Raw genomic sequence first — 22,643 nt, 5'->3', positions numbered from 1 at the left:
ATAAGATACATTAAAGGCCTATTTTCGAGACTGCTCTATCTTTTTAGATCGTTACTAAAGGAATTTCAACTCATGCTTTGGATAGTGGGTGCGCTGGCCATTGGCTATATCTCCATCTATGCAGCCTTCCGAGAGCTCACCAGTGATGCGGCACAGTCAAGTGTAAGCCGTGCTTTGCGCAGTTCAATCGCTATGACGATTGGCCTTTGTAGTACTTCGCTCATTAGCCACAACACGCTGTTTAGCCACCAATCCCATACGTTTCAGCCTATTCCCATCATCATCTGGTTAGCAATATCCCTGCTGACCTTATATTGGTTGTTCCAACGCTCCCGTTTCGATTGCAAGGAAACCGCCTCGTTACTCAATCTGAACAGTGCCGTCATCGCCACTCTCCTAACGGTTCTAACCAGCGCGATTTTGATGGGCAATGGCAAAAGTCTATTAGATGCCTTAACGCATCTAAATTTCTGGCTACTGATTGCGGCAACCTTTGTTATTACCACCTTTGCTTTCTATGCCTGCAACCTTGTGAGTAGCTTACTGCGTCGTCCTTCGATGCTCGATTACCGCTACTTTACTCGCCCTCTGATGCTGACTTTCTGCGTTGGTATGATCCAAGTACTGGGGGGGTATTTATACCCACAGCTACGTGAGTTTAGTGAATTTGATCGTCATGCCATCACTGTTTCTCGAGAGCAATTCCTACTGACCGTTGCGGTCTTAAGTAGTTTGCTCAGTACGGTGCTATTAGGGTCGAACTTCTACACTCGATACCTAGGAAATGAGCTAAAAGATGTTCAGAATCAGCTCTTTAGCCGTTCCTCTTCACATACATTTTGGCAAGCCTTTATCGCACTATTTTCCTTAGCATTATTGCTCTTAACGCTTATGTTTTGGCTGCAATGGAACTCCTCCATGCGACAACACAATAGTGTCACCGCGGTCAGCATCCGTAATGCGACGAGCGCCATCCACAATGAGTTGGATCGACTGACTCGTGATCTACACAGTGTCCAAAAATCGCTAAAGATGACACCTGAGTTAATCTTAAACAGCGTCAGTTATCGTAAGCGCCTGCAGAACTTTTTTGAGGGTTATAATTTATCCTCCGAGCGTTTTAGTCATATATCGGTACTTAACGAAGAAGGCCTAGAAGTGGCTCGTGTTGATAACGGTCGCAAGACGCAAGTATTCGTCACAGGGGATCATTTAGGCAATATAAACTACACCTTGGAGCACCGCTTAGGACAATCTTTAGACCCGAATGAGTTCTTCATCTCTCAGGTGTCTTTGGCGCGTAAAGACTCTAGCGTTGTCTATCCGATTAAACCCATTCTTAACATTGGTGAACCGATTTTCGATGACAACCAGCATCGCGTCGGCCTCCTGGTATTCACTTATCGCTTTGATTACTTAATCGATGTGATAAAACAGTTCTTTCCGCACAACGACAAAGTCTTCCTGCTCAATGAAGCCAACCGTATATTGATCGACTTAAGCTCACCAGACTCATGGGAGCACTTACTGTCCGTTACCCGTTTCCGTTTCTTGGACTTGGAGCGAGATTACTTTGAAGAAGGCGCGGTCTATTCCCAAGAGCGTCAAACGCATATTTTAAACAGCGCAGCACTGCCGGACACCATTAAGCGTTCGACGCAATCTTATGTGCCTGCTTGGCACTTTGCAGTTAAGTCAGACTATCCACAGGTGCATATCGGCGGCTGGGAAATTGGCATTATCAGTTTCTTGCTCATCTCGAGCTTGTTACTGGCCAAATTAATCAGTAAAGCGGTGCTGAGTAACCTGATTAATAAAACTAAGATTGCTGAGCTACTTAACGAAGTGGGCTATCAGAAACAAGCGCTAGACGAACACGCGATTGTCAGCATGACGGACCAGCATGGCAATATCACATACGTTAACGATAAATTCTGTGAGATTTCTGGCTACAGTCGTGAAGAGCTGATCGGACAGAACCATCGCCTGCTCAAATCGGATGAGCATTCGCAAGACTTCTTCCGTCAACTTTGGCGCACCATCGCCAACGGCAAGGTATGGTCTGGTGAAATTAAAAACTTCCGCAAAAACGGCAGTATTTATTGGGTAAACGCAACGATTCTGCCGATTAAAGGCACTTCTGGTAAGGTTGAACGCTATATCGCCATTCGTACCGACATCACCGAAAGTCGTGTGATTGCCAGCATTTTGGAAGAAGCGTTAAAAGAAGCACACCAAGCCGCCGAAGCCAAGAATCGCTTTATTGCCAACATCAGCCACGAAATTCGCACCCCCATGAATGCCATCATTGGTCTGACCGATGCCTGCTTAACCTCGCCAGATAAGGCAAATCAGCAAGACTTGATGCGTAAGGTAAACAGCTCAGCCAATAATTTGCTGCGTATTATCAACGACATCCTCGACTTCTCGAAAATGGAAGCGGGCCGCCTTGATGTAGAGGAAATCCCCTTCACCCTAGAGCGCGTCGTCGAAGAATACGCTTACGTTCACCAAAGCGTCGCCAAAGCTAAGCGCATTCACTTGCTGACTGGAATCGAAAGCAATGTGCCAGAGCATTTTATTGGCGACCCATTGCGTATTGGCCAGATCCTCAGCAACTTGGTTAGTAATGCCTTAAAATTCACCAGTGCCGGTGAAGTCATTGTCTACGTCAAGCTGTTACGAACCAAAGGCGAGTTCGTTGAGCTGGAGTTTTCAGTGCATGACACGGGTGTTGGCATGACAGAAGAGCAAGTAAGCAAGCTGTTCTCGCCCTTCACTCAAGCAGACGTGTCCACCACACGTAAATACGGCGGTACTGGCTTAGGGTTATCCATCTGTAAAAGCTTGGTGGGCCTCATGGGCGGCGAGATCAGCGTTGAGAGCAAGCCTGGCGAAGGTTCTAGTTTCCGCTTCACGCTGTCATTAAAAGTCGACCGTGAAGAAGTGGAGCAATTGCCTAGCGCCGTCAAAGAGTCTCTCAACCAACGCCGCGTGTTGTTGATTGACTACGTCGGTGTCAGTCGCCAAAACTATATTCGTTACGCCAATGCCTTCCAGATGCAGTTGAACGTGGCCACCACCCGCGACGAAGCCTACAGTTTGCTAACCAGCCAACACAGCTTCGATTACCTGATCGTTGATTGCTACAAAATCTCTCAGGATTTAAGCGATTTAATGGATCGACTGAGCCAATTCCCGAGCAGTCAGCAACTGAAAAGCGTGATTGTCATCGATCATGGTGAAGACCTGAGCCGCACACAACCATGGCACTCTACGATCGAGCTACTCGCGCCACCTATTACCCAGTCCTCTCTGCTCGAGAGCATGGTCCCTTTCCAGGCAGCCAGCGCCGCTCAGACAGAGGAGCAGGATGTCAGCTTGGACGAATGGTCCGAACTGAATATCTTGATTGCAGAAGACAACGAGATTAACCAACTGGTGATCAGTGAGATTTTTAACCACTGGGGCATCCCGTTCCAGTTAGTCGATAATGGCCGTGATGCGATCAAAGCGGTGCAGCATCAGCAGTTTGATCTGGTACTGATGGATATTCAAATGCCGATTATGGATGGCTATGAGGCTTGTAAAGGCATTCGCGCTTTAGGCGGTGTCTATGCGCATCTGCCTATCATTGCCGTCACCGCCAACACCGCGCACCAGGACATACAACGTGCGCTGCAAGCGGGTATGAACGATCACGTGTCCAAGCCGATCAAGCGACAACAGCTGAAAGACGTGATTCAAAAGCAGCTGCAGCTTGGCCAGCAAACAGAGCAAAGCGACGCACAGGCTGAGCATTCCAGCGCATCAGATGACCTTGCTCAAAAACTGATTGAAGCCCTGCCAAATATCGCCGTTGAGCAAGCACTGGAGCGCTTAGGTGTGGAAGCCAGCTTCTATTTGCAGCTGCTCAAATCGTTCAAAGACAGCGCCGAGCAACATATTAGCGAAGCCCAGGACAGTCTACAGCGAGGAGACTTTAATACTCTATTGCGCATCATGCATACCATTAAAGGCGTTGCTGGTAACCTTGGCGCTCAGTCACTATTTGAGCAGGCGACACAGCTGGAACTGGATGCGAAACAGCAAACCATGACGTCAGACGCTCTGCATCAAATGGCCGAAGATATTCGTCTAATTTGCCAAGCCACTGCGGCTTTGGTGCCAGAAAGCCCTGAGCGTAAGACGGCCAATCACGACTCTAACCTAGTGCCGCACACGCTCTCACGAACGGAGTGTGAAGACTTGATGGCGCTCATTGATGCCTTTGATACCAAAGCGAACGCAAAAATTCGTCAGTTAATCATTGAGCAAAAAGACACCAACGTATATAACGACTTAGTTCACATCGAAGCGCAGCTAAACGACTATAATTTTGAAGAGGCTGGGTTGATATTAAGTAAACTATTGGACTCCATGACATGAGCGCGCAAGCTAAAAGAGCCACCATTCTCGTCGTCGACGACATTGCCGATAATATAGACGTGGTCAGTAATATATTGAATGGTCACTATGATATTAAAGCCGCCAACCAGGGCCCATTAGCGCTTAAGATCCTCGAACGCTTCGATGTCGATCTAATTTTGCTCGACATCATGATGCCGAATATGGATGGCTATGAAGTCTGCCAACGCATCAAGGACAACCCGAAACTGCGTAATATTCCGATCATTTTTTTAACCGCGATGGACTCCCACGAAGATGAGCAGCGTGGTTTTGATCTGGGCGCGGTCGACTTTATTTCGAAGCCCTTTAGCGCTTCGATTCTAAAGGCGCGTGTATCGGCGCAGCTTAAGCTTGCCAATTATGCCAAAGAATTGGAGCGACAAGTCCAAGAACGCACCCAAGAATTGGCGCTTAGCCGCTTAGAGATTATTGAACGTTTAGCGTTAGCCGCGGAGTTTCGTGATAACGAGACCGGCAATCACGTCATTCGTGTGGGCGAGTATTGCCGCCGCATAGCTCGTCATATGGGACTCGCAGAACCGGAATGCGAGCTCATCGCCCTGACCGCTCCCCTGCATGATCTAGGTAAAATCGCCATCTCGGATACCATTCTCCTGAAACCAGGGCGGCTGACGGATGAAGAATTTGTCATCATGAAGAGTCATGCTGAGGCGGGGGCGCAAATCCTCGCTGGTAGCCAATCAGAATTGTTGAAAGCTGCCGGTATTATTGCCCTCAGTCACCACGAAAAATGGGATGGCAGTGTTTACCCGCATGGTTTAAAAGGTGAAGACATCCCGTTGTACGGTCGTATTGTGACCCTGTGTGATGTGTATGATGCCTTGTCTTCGGTACGCCCCTACAAGGACGCCTGGAGCAAAGAACAAGTAGAAGCCTATATTAACGAACTCAGTGGCAGCCAGTTTGACCCTACCTTGGTGCAACACTTTAACCAAGTGAAAGATGACTTCTACCAAATCTTGCAAGAATACCAAGACGAACAACCAAGTGCCTAAGGCACTTGGTCAAACATGTCTTTGATCGTATTGATGTGCTGCTGTTTGCTGTCGTGATCTAGCCAACTCCCCTCAAAAGCATTACATGCCAAGATCAATAACTCATCGCGAGTAAGCCCCATCTGGGTGACCAGCGCATGAAAATTATCATTCATATAGCCGCCAAAGTAAGCGGGATCATCCGAATTCACCGTCGCATTTAAGCCTAAGCGAAGCATGCTACGGATCGGGTGATCTTCCAGTGAATCCACCACGCACAATTTCAAGTTCGACAACGGACAGACCGTCAGCGTCAGTCCTTTGTGTTTAATCGTGGTGACTAGGTCAATGTCTTCCAGTGCACGGTTACCATGATCGATACGGTCGACACCGATCACATCAATAGCTTGCCAAACATACTCTGGTGGCCCCTCTTCGCCGGCGTGCGCGGTGACGGGTAAGCCAAGTGCCTTACACTCACGAAACACATTTTCAAATTTGATCGGGGGATGCCCTACTTCCGAACTGTCTAAGCCCACACCATCGATCCATGCTAAATACGGCTTGGCCAATTCCAACGTTTCAAACGCGCTGGCTTCATCCAAGTGACGTAGGAATGACATGATCAACTTAAAGGTGATCCCTAGGTCACGCTGGGCATCTCTTAAAGCACCATAGATGCCTTTAATTTGCGTCTCAAAACTAACCCCACGACTCAGGTGCCCCTGCGGATCAAAAAAGATCTCCACGTGTACGACATTGTCTTCATGGACACGCTTCAAGTAGGCCATGGTCAGGTCGTAAAAGTCCTGCTCTTTAAGCAGCACCGACATGCCTTGGTAATACAGGTCCAAAAAGTCCTGCAGATTTTCAAATTGGTAGGCGGCTTTGAGCGCTTCGACGGAATCGTACTTAAGCGCCACTTGGTTACGTTGGGCAATGGCGAACATCTGCTCTGGCTCGAAGGTGCCTTCGATGTGCAAATGCAGCTCCGCCTTTGGCATTCTCATCGCCAAATCTAGTAATGCTTCAGAGCTGGTCATGTCTCTCCCCTTACTCAATGCTTCTCTCAATGGAACGAATTTTTTTACTTATGAGTCTCTAAAACTTAGCAAGGCTTTGCCATTTTAGAAAACTTAACTCTTTGGTCAGCTTGTATTTTAAAGCAAAAACCATGCTAACGAGAGAAAAAACCAACCCTGAAGACATCATGTGCTAACATTTGTCAGACAAACTTCTGATGAGGCCAAGTTATGGAAACACGTATTCAATTTCGCGTGGACGAGGAAACTAAGCGCTTAGCCCAAATGATGGCAGAAAGCCAAGGCACCACACTGAGCGGAGCTTGCCGCGCACTTGCAGAGCAGCTAGCAGAGCAACAACGGAAGCGTTTATCGCACGATCAATGGCTAGCGGAACAAGTTGAACGCGCATTTGAAAAGCTTGAATCACAGCAAGCCGAATTTGTGGAAGCTGACCAAGCAGACGCTGAAATGAAGGCTTTCAAAGCCGCCCTTAAGGCTAGGGGGTAAGTATGATTTTATGGGAAAAGGACGCCCTAGAGGATCGTAAACGGCTCTACGAATTCTTATACGAATTTAATCCCATCGCAGCAGATAAAACCGATGATCTACTGGTTGAGAAGATCAAACTGCTTATCGAGCAACCTAATATGGGTGCGATGAAGCCAAATCAAAAAGGTAGGATGCTGATTATTCCCGATGTGTCGCTGTTGGTGCTTTATCACCTTGATCAAGCCAACATCAAGATTCTGCGAATCCTACATATGAAGCAGAAGTTTCCAGAATAAAAGGAAGAATTATATGAATGGAATTTCATTGTATCGATTTGAGCCAGCAGACATCCGCCGTATTACCTTTTTAAAAGATAACAAACTTTGGTTTTCCGACCCTGAACGTTTTAACGACCCACTGGATTTTGATCTTCCAATTAAAGACCTAACAGATCGATCAGGCATCGATGAAAAAGCACTTAGAAAGGCTGCATTTGAATTAGTTGATAGCATCGACTTTGAAAAAGAAAGCCACAGGGCTTACAGTGCGAAAGCTTTAAAATTTATAAAAGAGTGGGCTAAACATCCTAAATCTCGAACACAAGAACAAGTCATTGCCGAATTCAAGTTATATTTCAAGACTTTCGGCGTTCAGTGTTTTATGAAGAATTTGGACAATACTCTTGCGTGGTCGCACTATGCATCACAGCATCAAGGTTTTTGTATTGAATACAACTTCTACCCAATGTGCTTCGCCAGAGAAAATGTAAAAAACTTAGCCCAGTTTCCGATCACATATTCCACAGCTATTCCTGAAATCTGTCTATCAGAGCTTATCTTCTCTCCACATCAAGCGTTAAAAAAGTTTATTGCGACAAAATCCATTGAATGGAGCTATGAGCAGGAGGTCCGATTGGTCAATTATGAGCAAAAAGGCTGTGCCATTGAAATGCCTCGCGGGATTAAGATGAAAAGGCTAATTGCTGGAGCAAAAATGTGCCCTGCATATAAAGCTAATCTAAGGGAAGTTGGAGAGCACTTAGGTATCGAGGTGTGTGAAATGGAAATATCACACAGTAGCCCTTATAAAAATAAGTGGCTTGCTCTTAAGAACAGTGATTAATAGCCTTGATTTAATAACATCAAGGCTTCTTAGTTAGAAGCCTTGATAGACAGTATTACATCTGAAAAAGGAAGTTCTTAATCAGATCGCGACCACCTTCGGTGGCGAAGGATTCTGGGTGGAACTGAATGCCTTGGATCGGGTAGTCCTTATGGCGTACGCCCATGATTTCGTAATCACCGCCTTGGTGAATCACAGCATGGTTATCGAAGTCTTCCACTTTCAGATCGCCCACCACAGCACTGACTTCTAAGCATTCCGGCAAGCTCTCTGGCTCCGCCATCAAAGAGTGGTAACGCATGATCTCTAATTGATCAGGGATATCGTGGAAGATACCTTCACAGTTGTGGGCAATTGGGCTCACCTTGCCGTGCATTGGTACGTGAGCTTTCACCACCTTACCGCCAAAGACGTGACAAATGCCCTGCATACCTAGACAAACGCCCATCAATGGGATGGTTTTGCCTAGCTCACGAATCACCTCAGCACAGACACCAAAGTAAGCTTCATCGTCTGGAGAGCCCGGTCCTGGGGAAATAATAATGCGATCCGGCTGCATCGCTTGGATATCCGCTAAGCTCACTTCGTTGTTACGCTTTACCACGACATCGAATTTTTCTAGTTTACCTTGGCTTTGTGCCGCCATCAGAATTTCACCGATGTATTGGTACAGGTTGTAAGTAAACGAGTCGTAGTTATCGATAATTAACACTTTCATCTGCTAAGCCCTTACTGCGCTGGTGCGAATTGATCTAGCACGCGCTTGGTGCCAGCGAATTTACGTTGAATCTCTTCGTACTCACCAGCAGCATTGGAGTCATAGACGTTGCCGCCACAGGTTTGTACGTAAGCTTTATTGCCTTTCGCGAACACGGTACGGATCGGAATGGCAAAGTTACAGTCACCATTAAAGGAGAACTGCCCCACTGCGCCACCGTAAGGACCGCGACCATCGCCTTCCATATCATCGATGATTTTCATGGCTTCGATCTTCGGTGCACCGGTCAAGGTACCCGCAGGGAAGTTGCTGGCTAAGGCGGAGAACATATCCTGATCGTCGGCGATAATGCCAACAATTTCACTGGAAATATGTTGTACGTGACTAAAACGCTTAATGTCCATCAAAGAGCGTACTTTGACCGTACCAAAGCGCGCCACACGACCGATGTCATTACGGTGCAGATCGACAATCATATTGTGCTCGGCGATCTCTTTTGGATCGTTCAACAAAGCACGTGCCAGTGCCACGTCTTCTTTCTCATCCGCGCCACGCTTCGCCGTGCCCGCCAGTGGGAAGGTTTCCATTTCCCCTTGGCGTAAGCGGAATAGTAGCTCAGGGCTCGCGCCAATGACTTTTTGCTCACCAAACTTGATGTAGTACATCTGTGGCGATGGGTTAACGATGCGCATCTGTTCGTAGATAGCGATGGTGTCGCCTTCTAGGTCGAACCACTTTTTAAAGCCGACTTCGGTTTGGAAGATCTTACCGTCGATGATGTCCTGCTTCACTTTCGCGACCGCTTGCGCGTGCTCGTCGCGGGTCATGGACTCACCCGTAGGTGTCACCACTAATGAGCCATTTTCTGGGATCGGTGCATCCAGCAAAGATTGCACTAGCTCTGAGCGATCTTGGTCGTAGTAGAAGTAGAACACCTGCCCAGTCATCTTGTCCAAAATCAGACCGTCTTTGTACAGACCAAAGCGGAAGCCATCAAACATATCACTGGTTTGTAGGTCTAGCGTCGGCTCGAAGTAGTTCATGGCATCGTAGCCAATGTAGCCCGTCAGACCGCCTGCATAACCGCGTGAGATAATGTTTTGCGGCACAATGCTACGCAGCAGATAATATGGGTTATCCGATTCGTAGGACGCCGTATCACCGTCACGCTCTTGGATAAACAGGGTATTGCCTTCCGCCCACAGCAATTTCTCTGGATCAAAGCCAATGATGGAGTGGCGTGAGATGTAGCTCTCTTCACCTAAGGATTCCAACATAAAACAGTTGGCAAATTGCTTTTCGACTTTCTTAAACATGCCGAAAAAGTCACAGTCCGAGCTGATGGTCACGTATTTAGGCTTACGTGGCAGCTCGATGCGTGGCGGAAGGTTACTCATGATCTTTTAATTCCTTTAGTGCGCGGGAACCACGGGTTACAGTCGCGATCCCCACACCTAGCTGTTTGGCAATTTCTCGTTGTGACACACCGTCTTCCAGCAGCGCAAAAATCTGTAAACGGCGCTGCATCTCGCTGATCTCATTCGGCGTGAGCAAAGCATTAAGCTTCTGCTCCATCGCCGCCGCATCAGGGGTGTCTAAAAAGTAATGAATCAAATTCTGCACTAAGGCGTACCTTGATGTATCAGTGTACTAGTACAATATAGATTTTATACCTTGTTTGCAATGAGAAATTGCCGACCTTAAGGCTTAACACAAGCTGTCAAAATGCTCCGATATAGATTACTTTTAATGCAAAGACGCCCAAAGGAAATAGGCCACCTATACGATTAATCGCGCTTGGTTAATTCCGCTGACTGTGGGCAAACATGGAGTTCACTATGACTGTAAACCGCTTTAAACCCTCAAAAATAGCTCTGCTTAGCCTAGCGGCGGCCACTTTGGTAAGCCTTTCTGCCTGCTCGGCAACGCAAACCCATCGCGCCGTAGAGTCGGAAACCGTCGCCACCTACCGCACTGATTACACGGGGATGAAAACCACACTGGTGGTGGGCAATTTCCAAAACCGTTCCTCTTATATGCAGGGACTATTCTCCAGCGATATCGATAAACTGGGCAACCAAGCCAAAACCATTCTGAAAACCCATTTGCAGCAAACCAATCGCTTTAAAGTGGTCGACCGTGAAAATCTCGACACACTGCAGCGCGAAGCGGAGTTAAACGGTATGGCGCAACAGCTGACTGGCGCGCGCTATACCATCAGTGGTGACGTCACCGAGTTTGGCCGTAAGGTGACGGGGGATAAGCAACTGTTTGGTATCCTGGGATCCGGTAAAACGCAAACCGCTTACGCTAAAGTCAGCATCAATATTGTTGATGTGCTGAACGGTGAAATCGTCTACGCCACCCAAGCGGCGGGCGAGTATGAGCTCAGCAACCGTGAAGTCGTCGGCTTTGGTTCAAGTGCCGGCTACGACGCCACGCTGAACGGTAAAGTATTGAACTTCGCTATTACCGAGGCGGTTAATAATATGGTACGCGATCTTGAAAGCGGCCTATGGCAAGTCCAGTAACGAGGCGATCACACCTTATGATGCGTATGGCGATGACGGCAAAAGTGCTCGGTGGGGTAGCCCTTACTCTGCTTGTTAGTGGCTGCAGTAGCACTCAGCCGACCTTTTATTGGGGCAATTATGAGCCCCTCATTTATAGCATGTATATGGAGCCCGGCCGAGCCGACAGCGGCACTCAAATAGCGTTATTGACGGAGGATATTGAGCGCGCCGCTGCCAAGGGTATTCGCATCGCCCCGGGGATTCATGCTCACTTAGGCTATATGTACGCTTTGCAAGGCAATATGGCGCAAGCCAAGTCTGAGTTTTTGATTGAGAAGAGTCTGTTCCCAGAGTCGAGCGTGCTGGTTGATGGCATGCTGCAACGTTTACAAGGAGCCAAGCGATGATGAAGTGGTTACGCAAACCTTGGTCCCTATTGGCACTCTGTTTAAGCTTCTGGCTAACAGGCTGTGCCACGCCGCCTGCCTATAACTATGATGCGCTGATGGCGGCCAGTCCCCGCTCCATTGTGGTGATCCCGCCAAAGAACAACTCCCTCGAAGTGCATGCCCCCTATATTTACTTATCGACTATTTCGCGGCCCTTAGGCAATAAAGGCTATTACGTCTTTCCAGTCGCCGTCATTGACACCTTTATGAAAGAAAATGGCTTGCCGACCCCAGAAGAAATGAACTTGGTGCCACTGGATAAAATTCATCAGCATATTGGGGCGGATGCTGTGCTGTATACGGAAATTCTCGATTGGGGCCAGAAATACAACATCATTTCTTCCAGTACCGTCGTCAGAGTGAGCATGCGCTTGGTCGATGCTCGAACCGGCACTCAACTATGGGACGCCAGCATCAGTGCGGTGCGCAGTTCGGATGCCAACAGCAATAACGTTATTGGCAGCTTGTTGTCCGCAGTGGCCAGCCAAATCGCCAATTCGATTTCTGATCAAACCGAAGAAGTGTCGCGCATGGCGACCAATCAAGCCATTTACCATCCACAAAAAGGCTTATTAGAAGGCCCCTACGCCCTACCAAAACAATAGGCGCTCGCCCTTGTGAGGCCGACGGGCCTCCTAGGCGGGTAGAGTCTCGCCTAGCCAGCCATAATTTTTGCTTATAATAGAGATTCACTATTCTCGCACATTCATTGCAGATATCTGGAGCAAAGCCGCTCGACAGATGCTCCTATCTCCTCTATAAAATAAGTTCTCATGGATTTAGAGAGAGGATGATGACATGGAGATTACCGTTGCGGCGCAAATCAAAGCGCCACTCGAAAAAGTATGGGAAGCTTGGACCACTCCCGCGATCGTTCAACAATGGAATTCAGGAGCGTTTGATTGGGTATGTCCTAAAGCTGAAGTGGATCTTCACGAAGGGGGCAGCTTTTTCTACCGCATCGAGCGCCTAGACGGCAGTGAAGTCTTAGATTTCAGTGGTATTTTTAGACGTTTGAAGCTACTGCGTCTTATTGAACTGAATTTCAATGATGGCCGCCGCGTCAGCATGCACTTCCACGAGAATTCAGATGGTACTCAAGTGAATGGCACAATCGAGTTATGCCATAAGGAATGCTTCGAGCACCAAGCACAAAACTTTGAGGAGCTCATGATCTATTTCAAAAAGATCATTGAGACCAACCAGTTACTAAACTGAAGGTTATGCCCAGAGCACAATGCCAAAGGTAATCATGGTCAATACAATTACCTTTACAGCGATTAAAACGATCAATTTTTGTGGCGACAAATTCATAGCACTCTCCTGTGAAAGTACCACTATAAGCGAACGTTGAGCAAAACGATGTGACAAAACCTCTTCTGTCGATTCATATCAATGTTTTACGGCTACTATATCGCGCATCCAGTCCCCACCCTGTTCTCACCCGTGACACGACCATTTGCTAATACATTTGGATTTTGTTTGCCTATACTCTGTACTCTAAGAGCGTGGATGCTCTTACCAAGTTCTCTGATATAACAACAATATTGATAGGAAACACACAATGAAGATGAGCAGACATACATTAGTAAAAGCAATGAGTGCCGCACTAGTTATGGGTTCAGCTGTAAGTTCTGTGGGTCTAGCGCACGCCGCTGACGACCGCTCTTACGTGCTAGCGACTGCATCAACTGGTGGTACGTTTTACCCTGTCGGCGTGGCTTTGGCGACTCTTACCAAGGTGAAGTTAGAACCCACCACAGGTATGTCGATCTCAGCAATCAACTCGGCAGGTTCAGGTGAGAACATCAAATTGATGCGTGAGAACGAAGCTCAGCTTTCCATCCTACAAGGTTTGTATGGTGCTTGGGCTTGGGATGGTACCGGCCGTATGGAAAAAGAAGGGCCACAGAAAAACCTACGTTCAATCTCCATGCTATGGCAAAACGTCGAACAATTTGTCGTGCGCTCTGAGTACGTCACCTCCGGCACCATCAGCGATATCAACAACCTGACCAGTGAAAAATTCTCCATCGGCACTAAGAACTCAGGTACAGAGGGCTCAGGTCTGACCATTCTGAATAATTTGCAGCTACCTGTTGGCGAACTCGACATGGCTTACATGGGGTACGCGGCGTCTGCAGATGCCATGCAAAACGGCACCATTGATGGTATGAACATCCCTTCTGGTGTACCAACCAGCGCCATCACTCGCGCTTACGCAGCCCTAGGGGATGACATTAAGGTGTTGGATTTTAGCGATGAGCAGATTAAACAAGCCAACGGTAACTTCCAACTATGGACCCGTTTTGAGATCCCAGCCAATACCTACCCAGGTCAAACAGAAGCTATCCAGACCATGGCGCAGCCTAACTTCCTAGCCGTGAATGCGGATTTATCTGAAGAAGACGTGTATCAGCTGACCAAAACCATCTACGAAAACCTACCTTTCCTAAACGGGATTCACAAAGCGACTAAAGCCATGTCCCTTGAAAAAGCCATTGATGGGTTACCGGTACCACTTCACCCTGGTGCCGCTCGCTACTACCAAGAAGCAGGCCTCACCGTGCCAGCCCACTTGATCGCCGAGTAATCACATGACTTAGCACTATGAGAGAGCAGCCTGCGCTGCTCTCTACCGCATTTGTTTTCCAACATCGATGCGCAAGTACGCGCCTCAAGATGACGTTATAGGCTGTACATTATGTCTGAGAGTCAGGTTCACCAAGACCAGGAAATGCAGGATAAGCTGAAAAGTCTCGAGCTTGAGCAGCGAGACGAACACTCGCACACTGGACGCTTAATTTATTGGGTCGGAGTGTTGTTTGCTTTGGCTCATATTTACTTTAACACCCTAGGTACCCTGTCAGAGCTGTGGGTGTCCGCCATTCACTTCAGTGGCTTTGCCCTGATTTGTGCCTTGATGGTGCCCGCCTTTAAATCGTCCTCTGCCAGAGGCCGCCGCTGGGCGCTGACATTGGATCTGGCCATCGGTGTAGTCGCTATTGCCTGCACCATTTATCTGATTCTATTTGAGGATGCCCTGTACGATCGCGGGGTAAACTTTATCACCAGTGATTGGATCGTCTCTTTTGTTGCCATTGCTATTGCCCTAGAGCTGACTCGACGTACCACGGGCTGGTTTATTCCAAGCTTGATCTTGGTCGCGCTCACCTATGTCTTCTGGTGGGGCCCTTATATCGACGGCATCTTTGGCTTTGCCGGACTCAGCCTTGAGACGGTGATGTTCCGCTCCTATTTCTCTTCTGAAGGCATGTTTGGCTCCATTGCCCGCATTTCATGGACTTATGTGTTCATGTTTATTCTGTTTGGTGCCTTCCTAGTGAAATCCGGCGCGGGGGATTTCATTATCGAATTATCGCGTTGTGCTGCCGGTCGTTTCGTTGGTGGACCTGGTTTTGTTGCCGTATTGGGCTCTGGCTTGATGGGCTCGGTCTCGGGTTCTTCGGTTGCCAACACCGTATCCACTGGCGTGATTACCATTCCCATGATGCGTAAGGCGGGCTTTCCGGCACGCTTCTCCGCTGGTGTCGAAGCCGCCGCGTCGACCGGTGGCCAGTTGATGCCGCCAGTCATGGGGGCAGGTGCCTTTATCATGGCATCTTACACACAGATTCCCTATGTGGAAATCATCGCTGTCTCGACTCTGCCGGCCTTGCTGTACTTTATGTCGGTGGGCTTCTATGTCCGTGTTGAAGCCATGCGCTCCCATGCCCATGCGATTGAACTGGATACTCGAAGCTTTGGCGAAGTATTTAAAGAAGGCTGGCACTTCCTATTACCGCTAGCGGTCTTGGTAGCCCTATTGATTTATGGCTTTACCCCCACTTATGCTGCAGGGATTTCCATCCTCGCCGTGATCGTCTCTTCTTGGTTGTCAAAACATCCCATGAAGTTCAGAGACATCCTCGACGCTTTGGCGCAGGGCTCACGTAATATGGCGACGACAGCCATTCTGCTGGTCGCTGTTGGCTTGGTGGTCAACGTGGTCGCCATGACAGGTATTGGCAATACCTTTTCCCTGATGATCTCGGAGTGGTCTGGCGGTAGCTTGTTTATCATGCTGGCGTTGGTGGCATTGGCATCGTTAATTCTGGGGATGGGGCTTCCCGTCACTGCGGCGTACATTGTCTTGGCCACACTCTCGGCACCAGCACTGTACAACTTGATCGCTGAATCACACTTGATCGATTTGATCATGGCAGGCAATTTGCCAGAGCAGGCCAAGGTGATCTTTATGCTGATTGATCCAGAGAAGTACGCTTTGCTGTCAGCCCCCATGAGCCAAGCGGATGCCACTGCATTGATAGCCCAAGTACCAGGAGATTTTAAAGGTCAGTTACTGGAACAAGCCTTGAATCCAACGGTATTAAGCGCTGCCCTGCTATCTGCACATATGATTATCTTCTGGTTATCACAGGACTCCAACGTCACCCCACCCGTCTGTCTGACCGCCTTTGCTGCGGCGGCCATTGCCAAGACACCACCGATGTCGACGGGGTTTATGGCATGGAAACTGGCGAAGGGCTTATACATAGTGCCGCTACTGTTGGCCTACACCAATTTTATCGGTGGTGAGACAACAGATGTGTTACGTATCTTTGTCTTTGCCCTATTCGGCTTGTACGCCTTTGTCGGCTTTATGGAAGGTTATCTGGAAGGGCCACTGAACATTGCCTTACGTATCTTATCCGGCGTGGCGGCTCTGCTGATGCTCTGGCCACATCATAATATACTGATCGACAGCGCAGGCTTGGTGCTGTTTATCGGTCTGTTTATTTACTCACGTAAGGCGCGCGCGAGCTCTCTGTCAGTCGCCTAAGGCAAAACGGCTTAGGCGCACTTGCGCCTAAGCTTGTTGTTACATGCTGTCTTCAATGATATTGCGCACATCCTTCAAAATGGCAAACGCGTCTTCTGGAATCAGTGTTAGCGGTAAAAACTCAGTTGATCCAGTATTTCGCATTAACAGGTCGCGCATGACTTGGTTGTTTTGCAAATACCCCATGTTCCAGTTCTCGAACTCACGTTGATCTGTATATCGATAACAAATGATTTCTGCATGATCATGGCGTGGGTCGCGCAAAATACGCTCAAAGGTGCGGTTGACATCAGAGCGCTTACCTTCGAGGCACTGCAGAAAGCCGAGCTGATTAAAACACAGCACGCCAGTGACACCATTTTGGCTATTGTTTCTTCGGGCGGCTTGAAGGATCGACTGAATGGACGACGGTTGGAACGCTGCAGTCGCTCTACTCGCATAAATTAAACGAACAAAACTCATCACTCCCTCCGTACATTAGATGATGCTGGAGTAATGAGTGTATGGTCATCAGCAAAGGCAAAACATTACAAAACCGTTCCAAACCGTTTCTATTGGTTAGAGAGTGTAAGCTTATGAAATCACAATTTCATGATCGCTTTTAAATGACTGAATACCGCACGCCCTAAGGCATCTGTGTTGTAGCCACCTTCTAACACCGAGACCACACGCCCTTGACAATGACGCTCCGCCACATCCATCAGTTTCTCTGTGACCCAGACAATATCGTCCTCACGCAAACGTAGTTGTCCCATAGGATCTTCGGCTAATGCATCAAAGCCGGCTGAGATCATCAATAACTGTGGTTTGAATTCATCTAAAGCAGGGAACAATTCCGACTCATAGGCCGCGCGAAAGTCTTCGCCTTTTGAGCCTTTCTCCAACGGCATATGTACGATGTTGTCGTGGGAAGCCCCTGGATCGGGATAAGGAAACAACGGATGCTGATAGCTAGAAGCGTACAACACCTGCGGATCATTTTTAAAGATATCCTCTGTGCCATTACCATGGTGCACATCAAAGTCAACGATGGCAATGCGCTCAATGCCATGCTGGTTTAGGGCATGGCGGGCACCAACGGCAATGTTATTGAATAAGCAGAAGCCCATGGCTTTATCGTATTCGGCGTGGTGACCCGGTGGCCGCACGGCACAGAAAGCATTTTGCACTTCACCACTCATAATCATATCGACCGCCTGCACCACGGCGCCAGAAGCACGCAATGCGGCGTCCAATGTGTGCGGCATCATCAGCGTTTCTTGATCCAGTTCCACATGACCTTGCTCTGGGGCTTTGGCAAAAATCGACGCCACATAGTTCGGATCATGAGTGGCATTGAGCTGCTCTACGGTGACCTCATTCGCCTCGCGCCAACGCATAAAGTCCATCAATTGTCCGGCTATTAAGCGATTTTGAATGGCTTCTAGCCGTTGTGGAGACTCAGGGTGATCTTCCCCAAGCTTATGTTCTTCACACAAAGGGTGCGTCAGGTAAGCTGTGCTCATATTGGTATCCGTAAAATTCTGTACCCACATCAAGGGGCGCTATTATTGTTATTCATCGAGTCGCCATCTAAGGCTACTATAAGGTGATCATACGTGAACTGCCTTATATCAAGCCATAGTTTGCACTAGGCAGCCTATCCGACATTGGTCTAGACTGCTATTCATCGATGCATTCTCTGTTGTTGAGCGAGGGCATTTGCCAGGACGTTCGCTACAGGTCAGTCAGGGAGATTTTTGCATGCACGCACTTCAGCCACTGTTAGCCCCCAGCTCAATATTGGTCTTCACCGGACAAGACCGGCTTAACCCTATTCTGCATGCGGTTCTGCACGCCCTGTCATACGGAGGCCGACGCAGCAAGACGTCTTTATTTGGAGTAGAACCGGACGAAAGTGTCGGCGTGTTGCCTTTTACCCAATTGGCATCATTAGACGAATTAAGCAAAGCACCTGACCTCGCTATTCTCGCTGGTGAAGACCCACGCCTGTTAACTCACATCATTGAACAATGTGGCCAACTGTCGATCCCTGCTCTACTGGTTTTTATGGGCTCAGAGGAAAGCCCTGAGGACATTTTAAAAGCGGCACGACAGCATAACGTGCGCTTAATCGGGCCCAACAGCTTTGGCATGTGTCGCCCCAAGCAAGGCTTCTCAGCATGGCTCGGTCTCACCCAACCCATCCCAGGCCGCTTGGCGCTACTGTCGCAATCAGGCACCGTGGCCAGCGCTCTAGTAGATTGGGCAACATGGCAGGGCATTGGCTTTTCTCAAGTGGTCAGTATGGGCAGCCCGATTGATGTCATGCCATCGCAAGTACTCGACTATTTATCCAATGATTTTGAAAGCCAATCGATCTTGATGTACCTACAAAAGATTGGCTCGACGACTCGCTTTCTCAGTAGCCTTCGTGCCGCCAGCCGCTCCAAACCCGTGGCCGTGGTAACGGAACACGATGTCGGCGCTGATCCGCGCGTACTGGATGCCGCCTTAAGTCGTACTGGCGCTGTACGAGGCCACCGCTTGAATGACTTAGTTGCCGCCGCCTCGGTCATGACCAATGCCCGTCGCGTGAAAGATGGCTCTTTGATGATTATCGGTAATGGTTCAGGCCCAGGGGAATTAGCCGCGCAGCGAGCAGCCGAAGTAAACATTAACTTACTGACACCTAATGATGAATTAAGGGACAAGCTCGAAGCTATTATGGCGGGCCGAGGTAGCGTTGGCAGTGTCACTACCGCTTGGGCCAGCTGTGAGGCAAACCTGTTTGTCGACCTTGCGGAAACGGCCCTTGCAGACAAAGAGTGTGGCGCAGTGCTACTCATGCTCAGCCCCACCGCTTTGATCAATATGGTGTCTTTGTACGATCAGGTGCTACAACTGCATAAGAAGCAGAAGAAGCTGGTGATGGTATGTATGCTCGGCGGCGGCAACATGGTGGCACTGCGGACACGCATTAACGAAGCAGGCATTCCAACTTTTCGAACGCCTGAAGCCGCCATCGAAGGCTTCCAGTTCCTCGTCCAGTTCCATCGCAACCAGATGCTGGCCAAACAAATGCCGGACAGCCATGCATTTCGTTTTAATATCGATGTCGCCGCCGCGCGCACTAAGTTAAAAGAATTGATCAAAGGCGGTAATAAAAAACCCACTGCCGAGGATTTAAAAGAGGTTTTTGACCTGTTTAACTTCCGTTTGATCAGTCGCCGACAAACCAATTTCTTACTGCAGGCACCGATCCATCTGCGCGCATTTCGCGACCCAGTGTTTGGGCCTGCTATTGGTCTTTCGCTTGAAGGGGCTAACCAATGGCACCATCAAACCGAAGCCGTGGCACTACCACCACTCAATACTATTTTGTCCAAAGATTTAATCCATCGCGCTTTCCCGAATGTGGAATCGTTTGAGTTAGAAGACCTGCTGCGTAGCTTTTCAACCATGGTCTGTGAGCTCCCAGAGTTTGAATACTTAGAGCTGGCCGATGTACGGATTCATGAAAGTGGCAGTATCTTTGCGGACGTCACCGCGCGGCTCAAAGGTTGTGGCAAGCTAAGGCGCTATGAGCACTTATCGATTCAACCCTACCCAAGACAATGGGTGAAGCAAGCAACCCTACGTGATGGCCAAGAGGTGACCATACGTCCGATTTTACCTCGTGATGCCGATATGATGGCTGACTTCGTGAAAAACTTGTCCCATGAAAGTCGTTACTTCCGTTTCATTGCTAACATTTCAGAACTCACCCCGCGCATGGTCGCGAGCCTGTCACACATCGACTATGACCGTGAAATGGCGTTGATTGTGGTGGGGGAAAAGGACGGCCAGCAAGTGATGATGGGCGCTGCGCGCTTTAGTGACAACTTTGATGATCAGAGCTGTGAATTCGCGGTCGTGATTGGGGACGACTACCAAGGCCATGGCTTAGCGGCCTTACTCATGCGCCGACTGATCCTGGTGGCGAATTTCAAAGGCATTAAAGAGATGAAAGGCACCGTATTGGCGGAGAACAAGCGCATGATCGACTTCTGTCGTCGCATCGGCTTCACCATTAAACGCGACCCTGATGACATCAGCCTAGTAACCGCCTACGTGCGTCTCACGCCTAAGTTTATTGACAGCGTAAAAGAAAAGCTGGGGATGGCTCCAAAAGAAGTATTAGAAAATAAAAAAGCCGACTGATTTCTCAGTCGGCTTACTATCGAGTTGCATGGTTAGGCTTATTTGCGCAACTCTTCTAATACCATCTCAAAGAATGTTCGCACTTTGCCCCACTGTACAGGGGTCCACTCCGGACTCAATCGGATGCCCTCAACTTCTTCATGCTGAATCTCCGAATCACGCTTTTCTAACTCGGCTCGAATCTCATGAATATGCTGTTCTGTTTCATTCAGGATCGTTCTAAGCTCTTCCTTCGACATACGTTCTAAATCAGACATAGTTCAGATTCCTTCTGTTGTGGACGCCTACAAGGCCATACTTGCAGCAATCATTAAAAGAGGCACAGCAATAAAGACACCCAATACCCATGCAGCAGCAAAGACTTTTCGCTCAGCGGCAATGCCTGCTAACCACTCCGCGCCGATAATGGGAAGATTGCGCAGTAACGGCAAACCAAAAATCACGCACACAGCAAACACATTAAATAAGAAATGCACCAAGGCAATTTCCAACGCCGCTACTGCCAGCGCACCAGAAATCGCTGTCGCAGCCAATAACGCCGTTACCGTTGTACCAATATTAGCCCCTAACATGAATGGGTAGATTTGCTTCAAGCTGAATGTACCTGATCCTGCAAGTGGCACCATAAGACTGGTCGTCGTTGAAGAGGATTGCACAAAAGTCGTGACTAAAGCCCCTGAAGCAATACCGGTGACAGGGCCACGGCCAATAGCGGAATGCAGCACTTCTTTGGCTTTACCAACCATCAATACTTTTAACAGTTTGCCAATGTAAGTAATCGCAGCGAAAATAAACAAAAGACCGACAATAATCAGAGCCACACTGCCCAACACGCCAGGTAAAACACTGGTCACATCCCCCATCGCATTCACGAAAGGCTTAGTCAGCATCTTAATGACATTGATATCAGACATAGAATAGCTGTCAGAGCCGATTAAGAACGTTGATAGCCACAGTGCCACCTGCTCCAGAAAACCAAACATGATTTCCAATGGTAAGAAGATTGCCACTGCGATTAGGTTAAAGAAATCATGCACCGTCGCTGCAGAGAAAGCGCGACGGAACTCATTCTTATCGCGTACATGACCTAAGCTGACTAGGGTATTCGTTACCGTGGTCCCCACGTTGGATCCCATAATCATTGGGATAGCAATCGTTACTGGTAAACCACCTGCGACCATACCAACGATAAGAGAAGTTACGGTTGAAGAAGATTGAATCAGGGCCGTAGCCACAATACCAATGACTAGGCCTACATATGGGTTCGAGGCAAATTCAAACAGTTCCTGCGCCTGACCACCCGTTGCCGCTTTAAAACCGGAACCAATCATACTGACCGCACTGATCAACACATATACCAGCACAACCACTGCTAACCATTGCGGCCAACGACTCCCCGTTGAAACCTTAGGGGCTTGTAACACCTCAGAACTATTCATAGCAACCACCTCCATTTGAAAAAGCTCATGCTATAAACGATAAATGACCATAATATTACTGCAGGGTAGGATGCATAATTGATTAAATATTGGTGAGCGCGACGGGATTTTCTTGAGATATTTCTCTTTCTTTTTCTGAAGAGGAAGAGTTAGTTTTTATTTCTGCAGTATTTCATGTCCCTTCCCCTTTGTAAGGGGAAAGTTAGGATGGGGCTACGATATAGCTAGGATTCTATCGAGGATGCAAATCTGAATCGGGGTAAGATACCCCTCCCACACCATGCACAAATCTTGTGGGAAATAAGATGGACTCGCCCTCCTAACCATGTGCCATGCTTAATGTGTAAACAAAAGCCTGTCCGGCATCCAAGTTAAAAGGAGCGAGCCCTATGAAGAACATTAGCATCTTAAGCATCGAT

General features: G+C 48.4%; 20 protein-coding genes. 12 read left to right on the top strand and 8 right to left on the bottom strand.

Features of this window, described 5'->3' with window-relative positions; translation table 11 throughout:
* Positions 1-72: 72 nt before the first annotated feature.
* Positions 73-4,428 (top strand): ATP-binding protein, encoded by a 4,356-nt coding sequence (locus MAQ5080_RS15980; RefSeq protein ID WP_067212922.1) that lies wholly within the window; start codon positions 73-75, stop codon positions 4,426-4,428.
* The gene (locus MAQ5080_RS15975) at positions 4,425-5,465 is read left to right on the top strand and encodes an HD-GYP domain-containing protein (RefSeq protein WP_067212919.1); all 1,041 of its coding nucleotides are present in this window, start codon (positions 4,425-4,427) and stop codon (positions 5,463-5,465) included. The genes MAQ5080_RS15980 and MAQ5080_RS15975 overlap by 4 nt, the downstream gene beginning before the upstream one ends.
* Here the strand turns inward: MAQ5080_RS15975 and MAQ5080_RS15970 are convergent.
* Positions 5,462-6,487, bottom strand: a complete 1,026-nt coding sequence (locus tag MAQ5080_RS15970) for an adenosine deaminase (protein ID WP_067212916.1) — start codon at positions 6,485-6,487, stop codon at positions 5,462-5,464. The genes MAQ5080_RS15975 and MAQ5080_RS15970 overlap by 4 nt on opposite strands.
* A gap of 210 nt (positions 6,488-6,697) precedes the next feature.
* On the opposite strand from MAQ5080_RS15970, the gene MAQ5080_RS15965 reads away from it, so the two are divergent.
* The 3 genes from MAQ5080_RS15965 to MAQ5080_RS15955 are packed head-to-tail and all read left to right on the top strand — an operon-like array spanning position 6,698 to position 8,080.
* Positions 6,698-6,976 (top strand): type II toxin-antitoxin system RelB/DinJ family antitoxin, encoded by a 279-nt coding sequence (locus MAQ5080_RS15965; RefSeq protein WP_067212910.1) that lies wholly within the window; start codon positions 6,698-6,700, stop codon positions 6,974-6,976.
* A 2-nt stretch (positions 6,977-6,978) separates the two neighbouring features.
* A complete protein-coding gene (locus MAQ5080_RS15960; protein WP_067212907.1) occupies positions 6,979-7,254 on the top strand; it encodes a type II toxin-antitoxin system RelE/ParE family toxin in 276 nt (91 codons plus the stop codon).
* 13 nt (positions 7,255-7,267) lie between these two features.
* Positions 7,268-8,080, top strand: a complete 813-nt coding sequence (locus MAQ5080_RS15955; RefSeq protein ID WP_067212904.1) for a DUF2971 domain-containing protein — start codon at positions 7,268-7,270, stop codon at positions 8,078-8,080.
* Between the two features lie 55 nt (positions 8,081-8,135).
* Here the strand turns inward: MAQ5080_RS15955 and MAQ5080_RS15950 are convergent, their stop codons facing one another.
* The 3 genes from MAQ5080_RS15950 to MAQ5080_RS15940 are packed head-to-tail and all read right to left on the bottom strand — an operon-like array spanning position 8,136 to position 10,373.
* Positions 8,136-8,798 carry an anthranilate synthase component II gene (locus MAQ5080_RS15950; protein WP_067212901.1) on the bottom strand — a complete coding sequence of 221 codons (663 nt, stop codon included), beginning with the start codon at positions 8,796-8,798 and terminating at the stop codon, positions 8,136-8,138.
* An 11-nt stretch (positions 8,799-8,809) separates the two neighbouring features.
* The gene (locus MAQ5080_RS15945; protein ID WP_067212898.1) at positions 8,810-10,195 is read right to left on the bottom strand and encodes an anthranilate synthase component I family protein; all 1,386 of its coding nucleotides are present in this window, start codon (positions 10,193-10,195) and stop codon (positions 8,810-8,812) included.
* A complete protein-coding gene (locus MAQ5080_RS15940; RefSeq protein WP_231870867.1) occupies positions 10,188-10,373 on the bottom strand; it encodes a Trp family transcriptional regulator in 186 nt (61 codons plus the stop codon). Before MAQ5080_RS15940 ends, MAQ5080_RS15945 begins: the two co-directional genes overlap by 8 nt.
* A gap of 263 nt (positions 10,374-10,636) precedes the next feature.
* On the opposite strand from MAQ5080_RS15940, the gene MAQ5080_RS15935 reads away from it, so the two are divergent.
* The 6 genes from MAQ5080_RS15935 to MAQ5080_RS15910 all read left to right on the top strand — a co-directional run bounded on the left by MAQ5080_RS15935 (position 10,637) and on the right by MAQ5080_RS15910 (position 16,603).
* Complete coding sequence (locus MAQ5080_RS15935; RefSeq protein WP_067212894.1) at positions 10,637-11,329, top strand: CsgG/HfaB family protein; 693 nt, start codon at positions 10,637-10,639, stop codon at positions 11,327-11,329.
* 17 nt (positions 11,330-11,346) lie between these two features.
* Positions 11,347-11,718, top strand: a complete 372-nt coding sequence (locus tag MAQ5080_RS15930) for a DUF4810 domain-containing protein (RefSeq protein ID WP_231870866.1) — start codon at positions 11,347-11,349, stop codon at positions 11,716-11,718.
* Positions 11,715-12,365, top strand: a complete 651-nt coding sequence (locus MAQ5080_RS15925) for a DUF799 domain-containing protein (protein WP_231870865.1) — start codon at positions 11,715-11,717, stop codon at positions 12,363-12,365. Before MAQ5080_RS15930 ends, MAQ5080_RS15925 begins: the two co-directional genes overlap by 4 nt.
* A 193-nt stretch (positions 12,366-12,558) precedes the next feature.
* Positions 12,559-12,978, top strand: coding sequence for an SRPBCC domain-containing protein (locus MAQ5080_RS15920; protein WP_067212892.1), 420 nt, complete (start codon positions 12,559-12,561; stop codon positions 12,976-12,978).
* 346 nt (positions 12,979-13,324) lie between these two features.
* Positions 13,325-14,353, top strand: a complete 1,029-nt coding sequence (locus tag MAQ5080_RS15915) for a TAXI family TRAP transporter solute-binding subunit (protein WP_197464644.1) — start codon at positions 13,325-13,327, stop codon at positions 14,351-14,353.
* A 111-nt stretch (positions 14,354-14,464) separates the two neighbouring features.
* Positions 14,465-16,603 (top strand): TRAP transporter permease, encoded by a 2,139-nt coding sequence (locus tag MAQ5080_RS15910; protein WP_067212888.1) that lies wholly within the window; start codon positions 14,465-14,467, stop codon positions 16,601-16,603.
* Between the two features lie 39 nt (positions 16,604-16,642).
* On the opposite strand, the gene MAQ5080_RS15905 is transcribed toward MAQ5080_RS15910, so the two are convergent.
* Positions 16,643-17,065: a BLUF domain-containing protein gene (locus MAQ5080_RS15905; RefSeq protein ID WP_067212886.1), complete on the bottom strand. Its 423-nt coding sequence runs from the start codon at positions 17,063-17,065 to the stop codon at positions 16,643-16,645.
* A gap of 119 nt (positions 17,066-17,184) precedes the next feature.
* Positions 17,185-18,108, bottom strand: coding sequence for a histone deacetylase family protein (locus MAQ5080_RS15900; protein WP_067212979.1), 924 nt, complete (start codon positions 18,106-18,108; stop codon positions 17,185-17,187).
* Between the two features lie 238 nt (positions 18,109-18,346).
* On the opposite strand from MAQ5080_RS15900, the gene MAQ5080_RS15895 reads away from it, so the two are divergent.
* Positions 18,347-20,785, top strand: a complete 2,439-nt coding sequence (locus MAQ5080_RS15895) for a bifunctional acetate--CoA ligase family protein/GNAT family N-acetyltransferase (RefSeq protein ID WP_067212884.1) — start codon at positions 18,347-18,349, stop codon at positions 20,783-20,785.
* Positions 20,786-20,823: 38 nt separating this feature from the next.
* On the opposite strand, the gene MAQ5080_RS15890 is transcribed toward MAQ5080_RS15895, so the two are convergent.
* Positions 20,824-21,042, bottom strand: coding sequence for a hypothetical protein (locus MAQ5080_RS15890; protein ID WP_067212882.1), 219 nt, complete (start codon positions 21,040-21,042; stop codon positions 20,824-20,826).
* A 27-nt stretch (positions 21,043-21,069) separates the two neighbouring features.
* Positions 21,070-22,224: a Na/Pi symporter gene (locus MAQ5080_RS15885; RefSeq protein ID WP_067212880.1), complete on the bottom strand. Its 1,155-nt coding sequence runs from the start codon at positions 22,222-22,224 to the stop codon at positions 21,070-21,072.
* Positions 22,225-22,643 lie beyond the last annotated feature (419 nt).

It is taken from the genome of Marinomonas aquimarina, assembly GCF_900089755.1.
Classification (GTDB): domain Bacteria; phylum Pseudomonadota; class Gammaproteobacteria; order Pseudomonadales; family Marinomonadaceae; genus Marinomonas; species Marinomonas aquimarina.
Note: the sequence above shows the minus strand (reverse complement) of the source record. Positions and strands in the feature narration are given on the sequence as shown.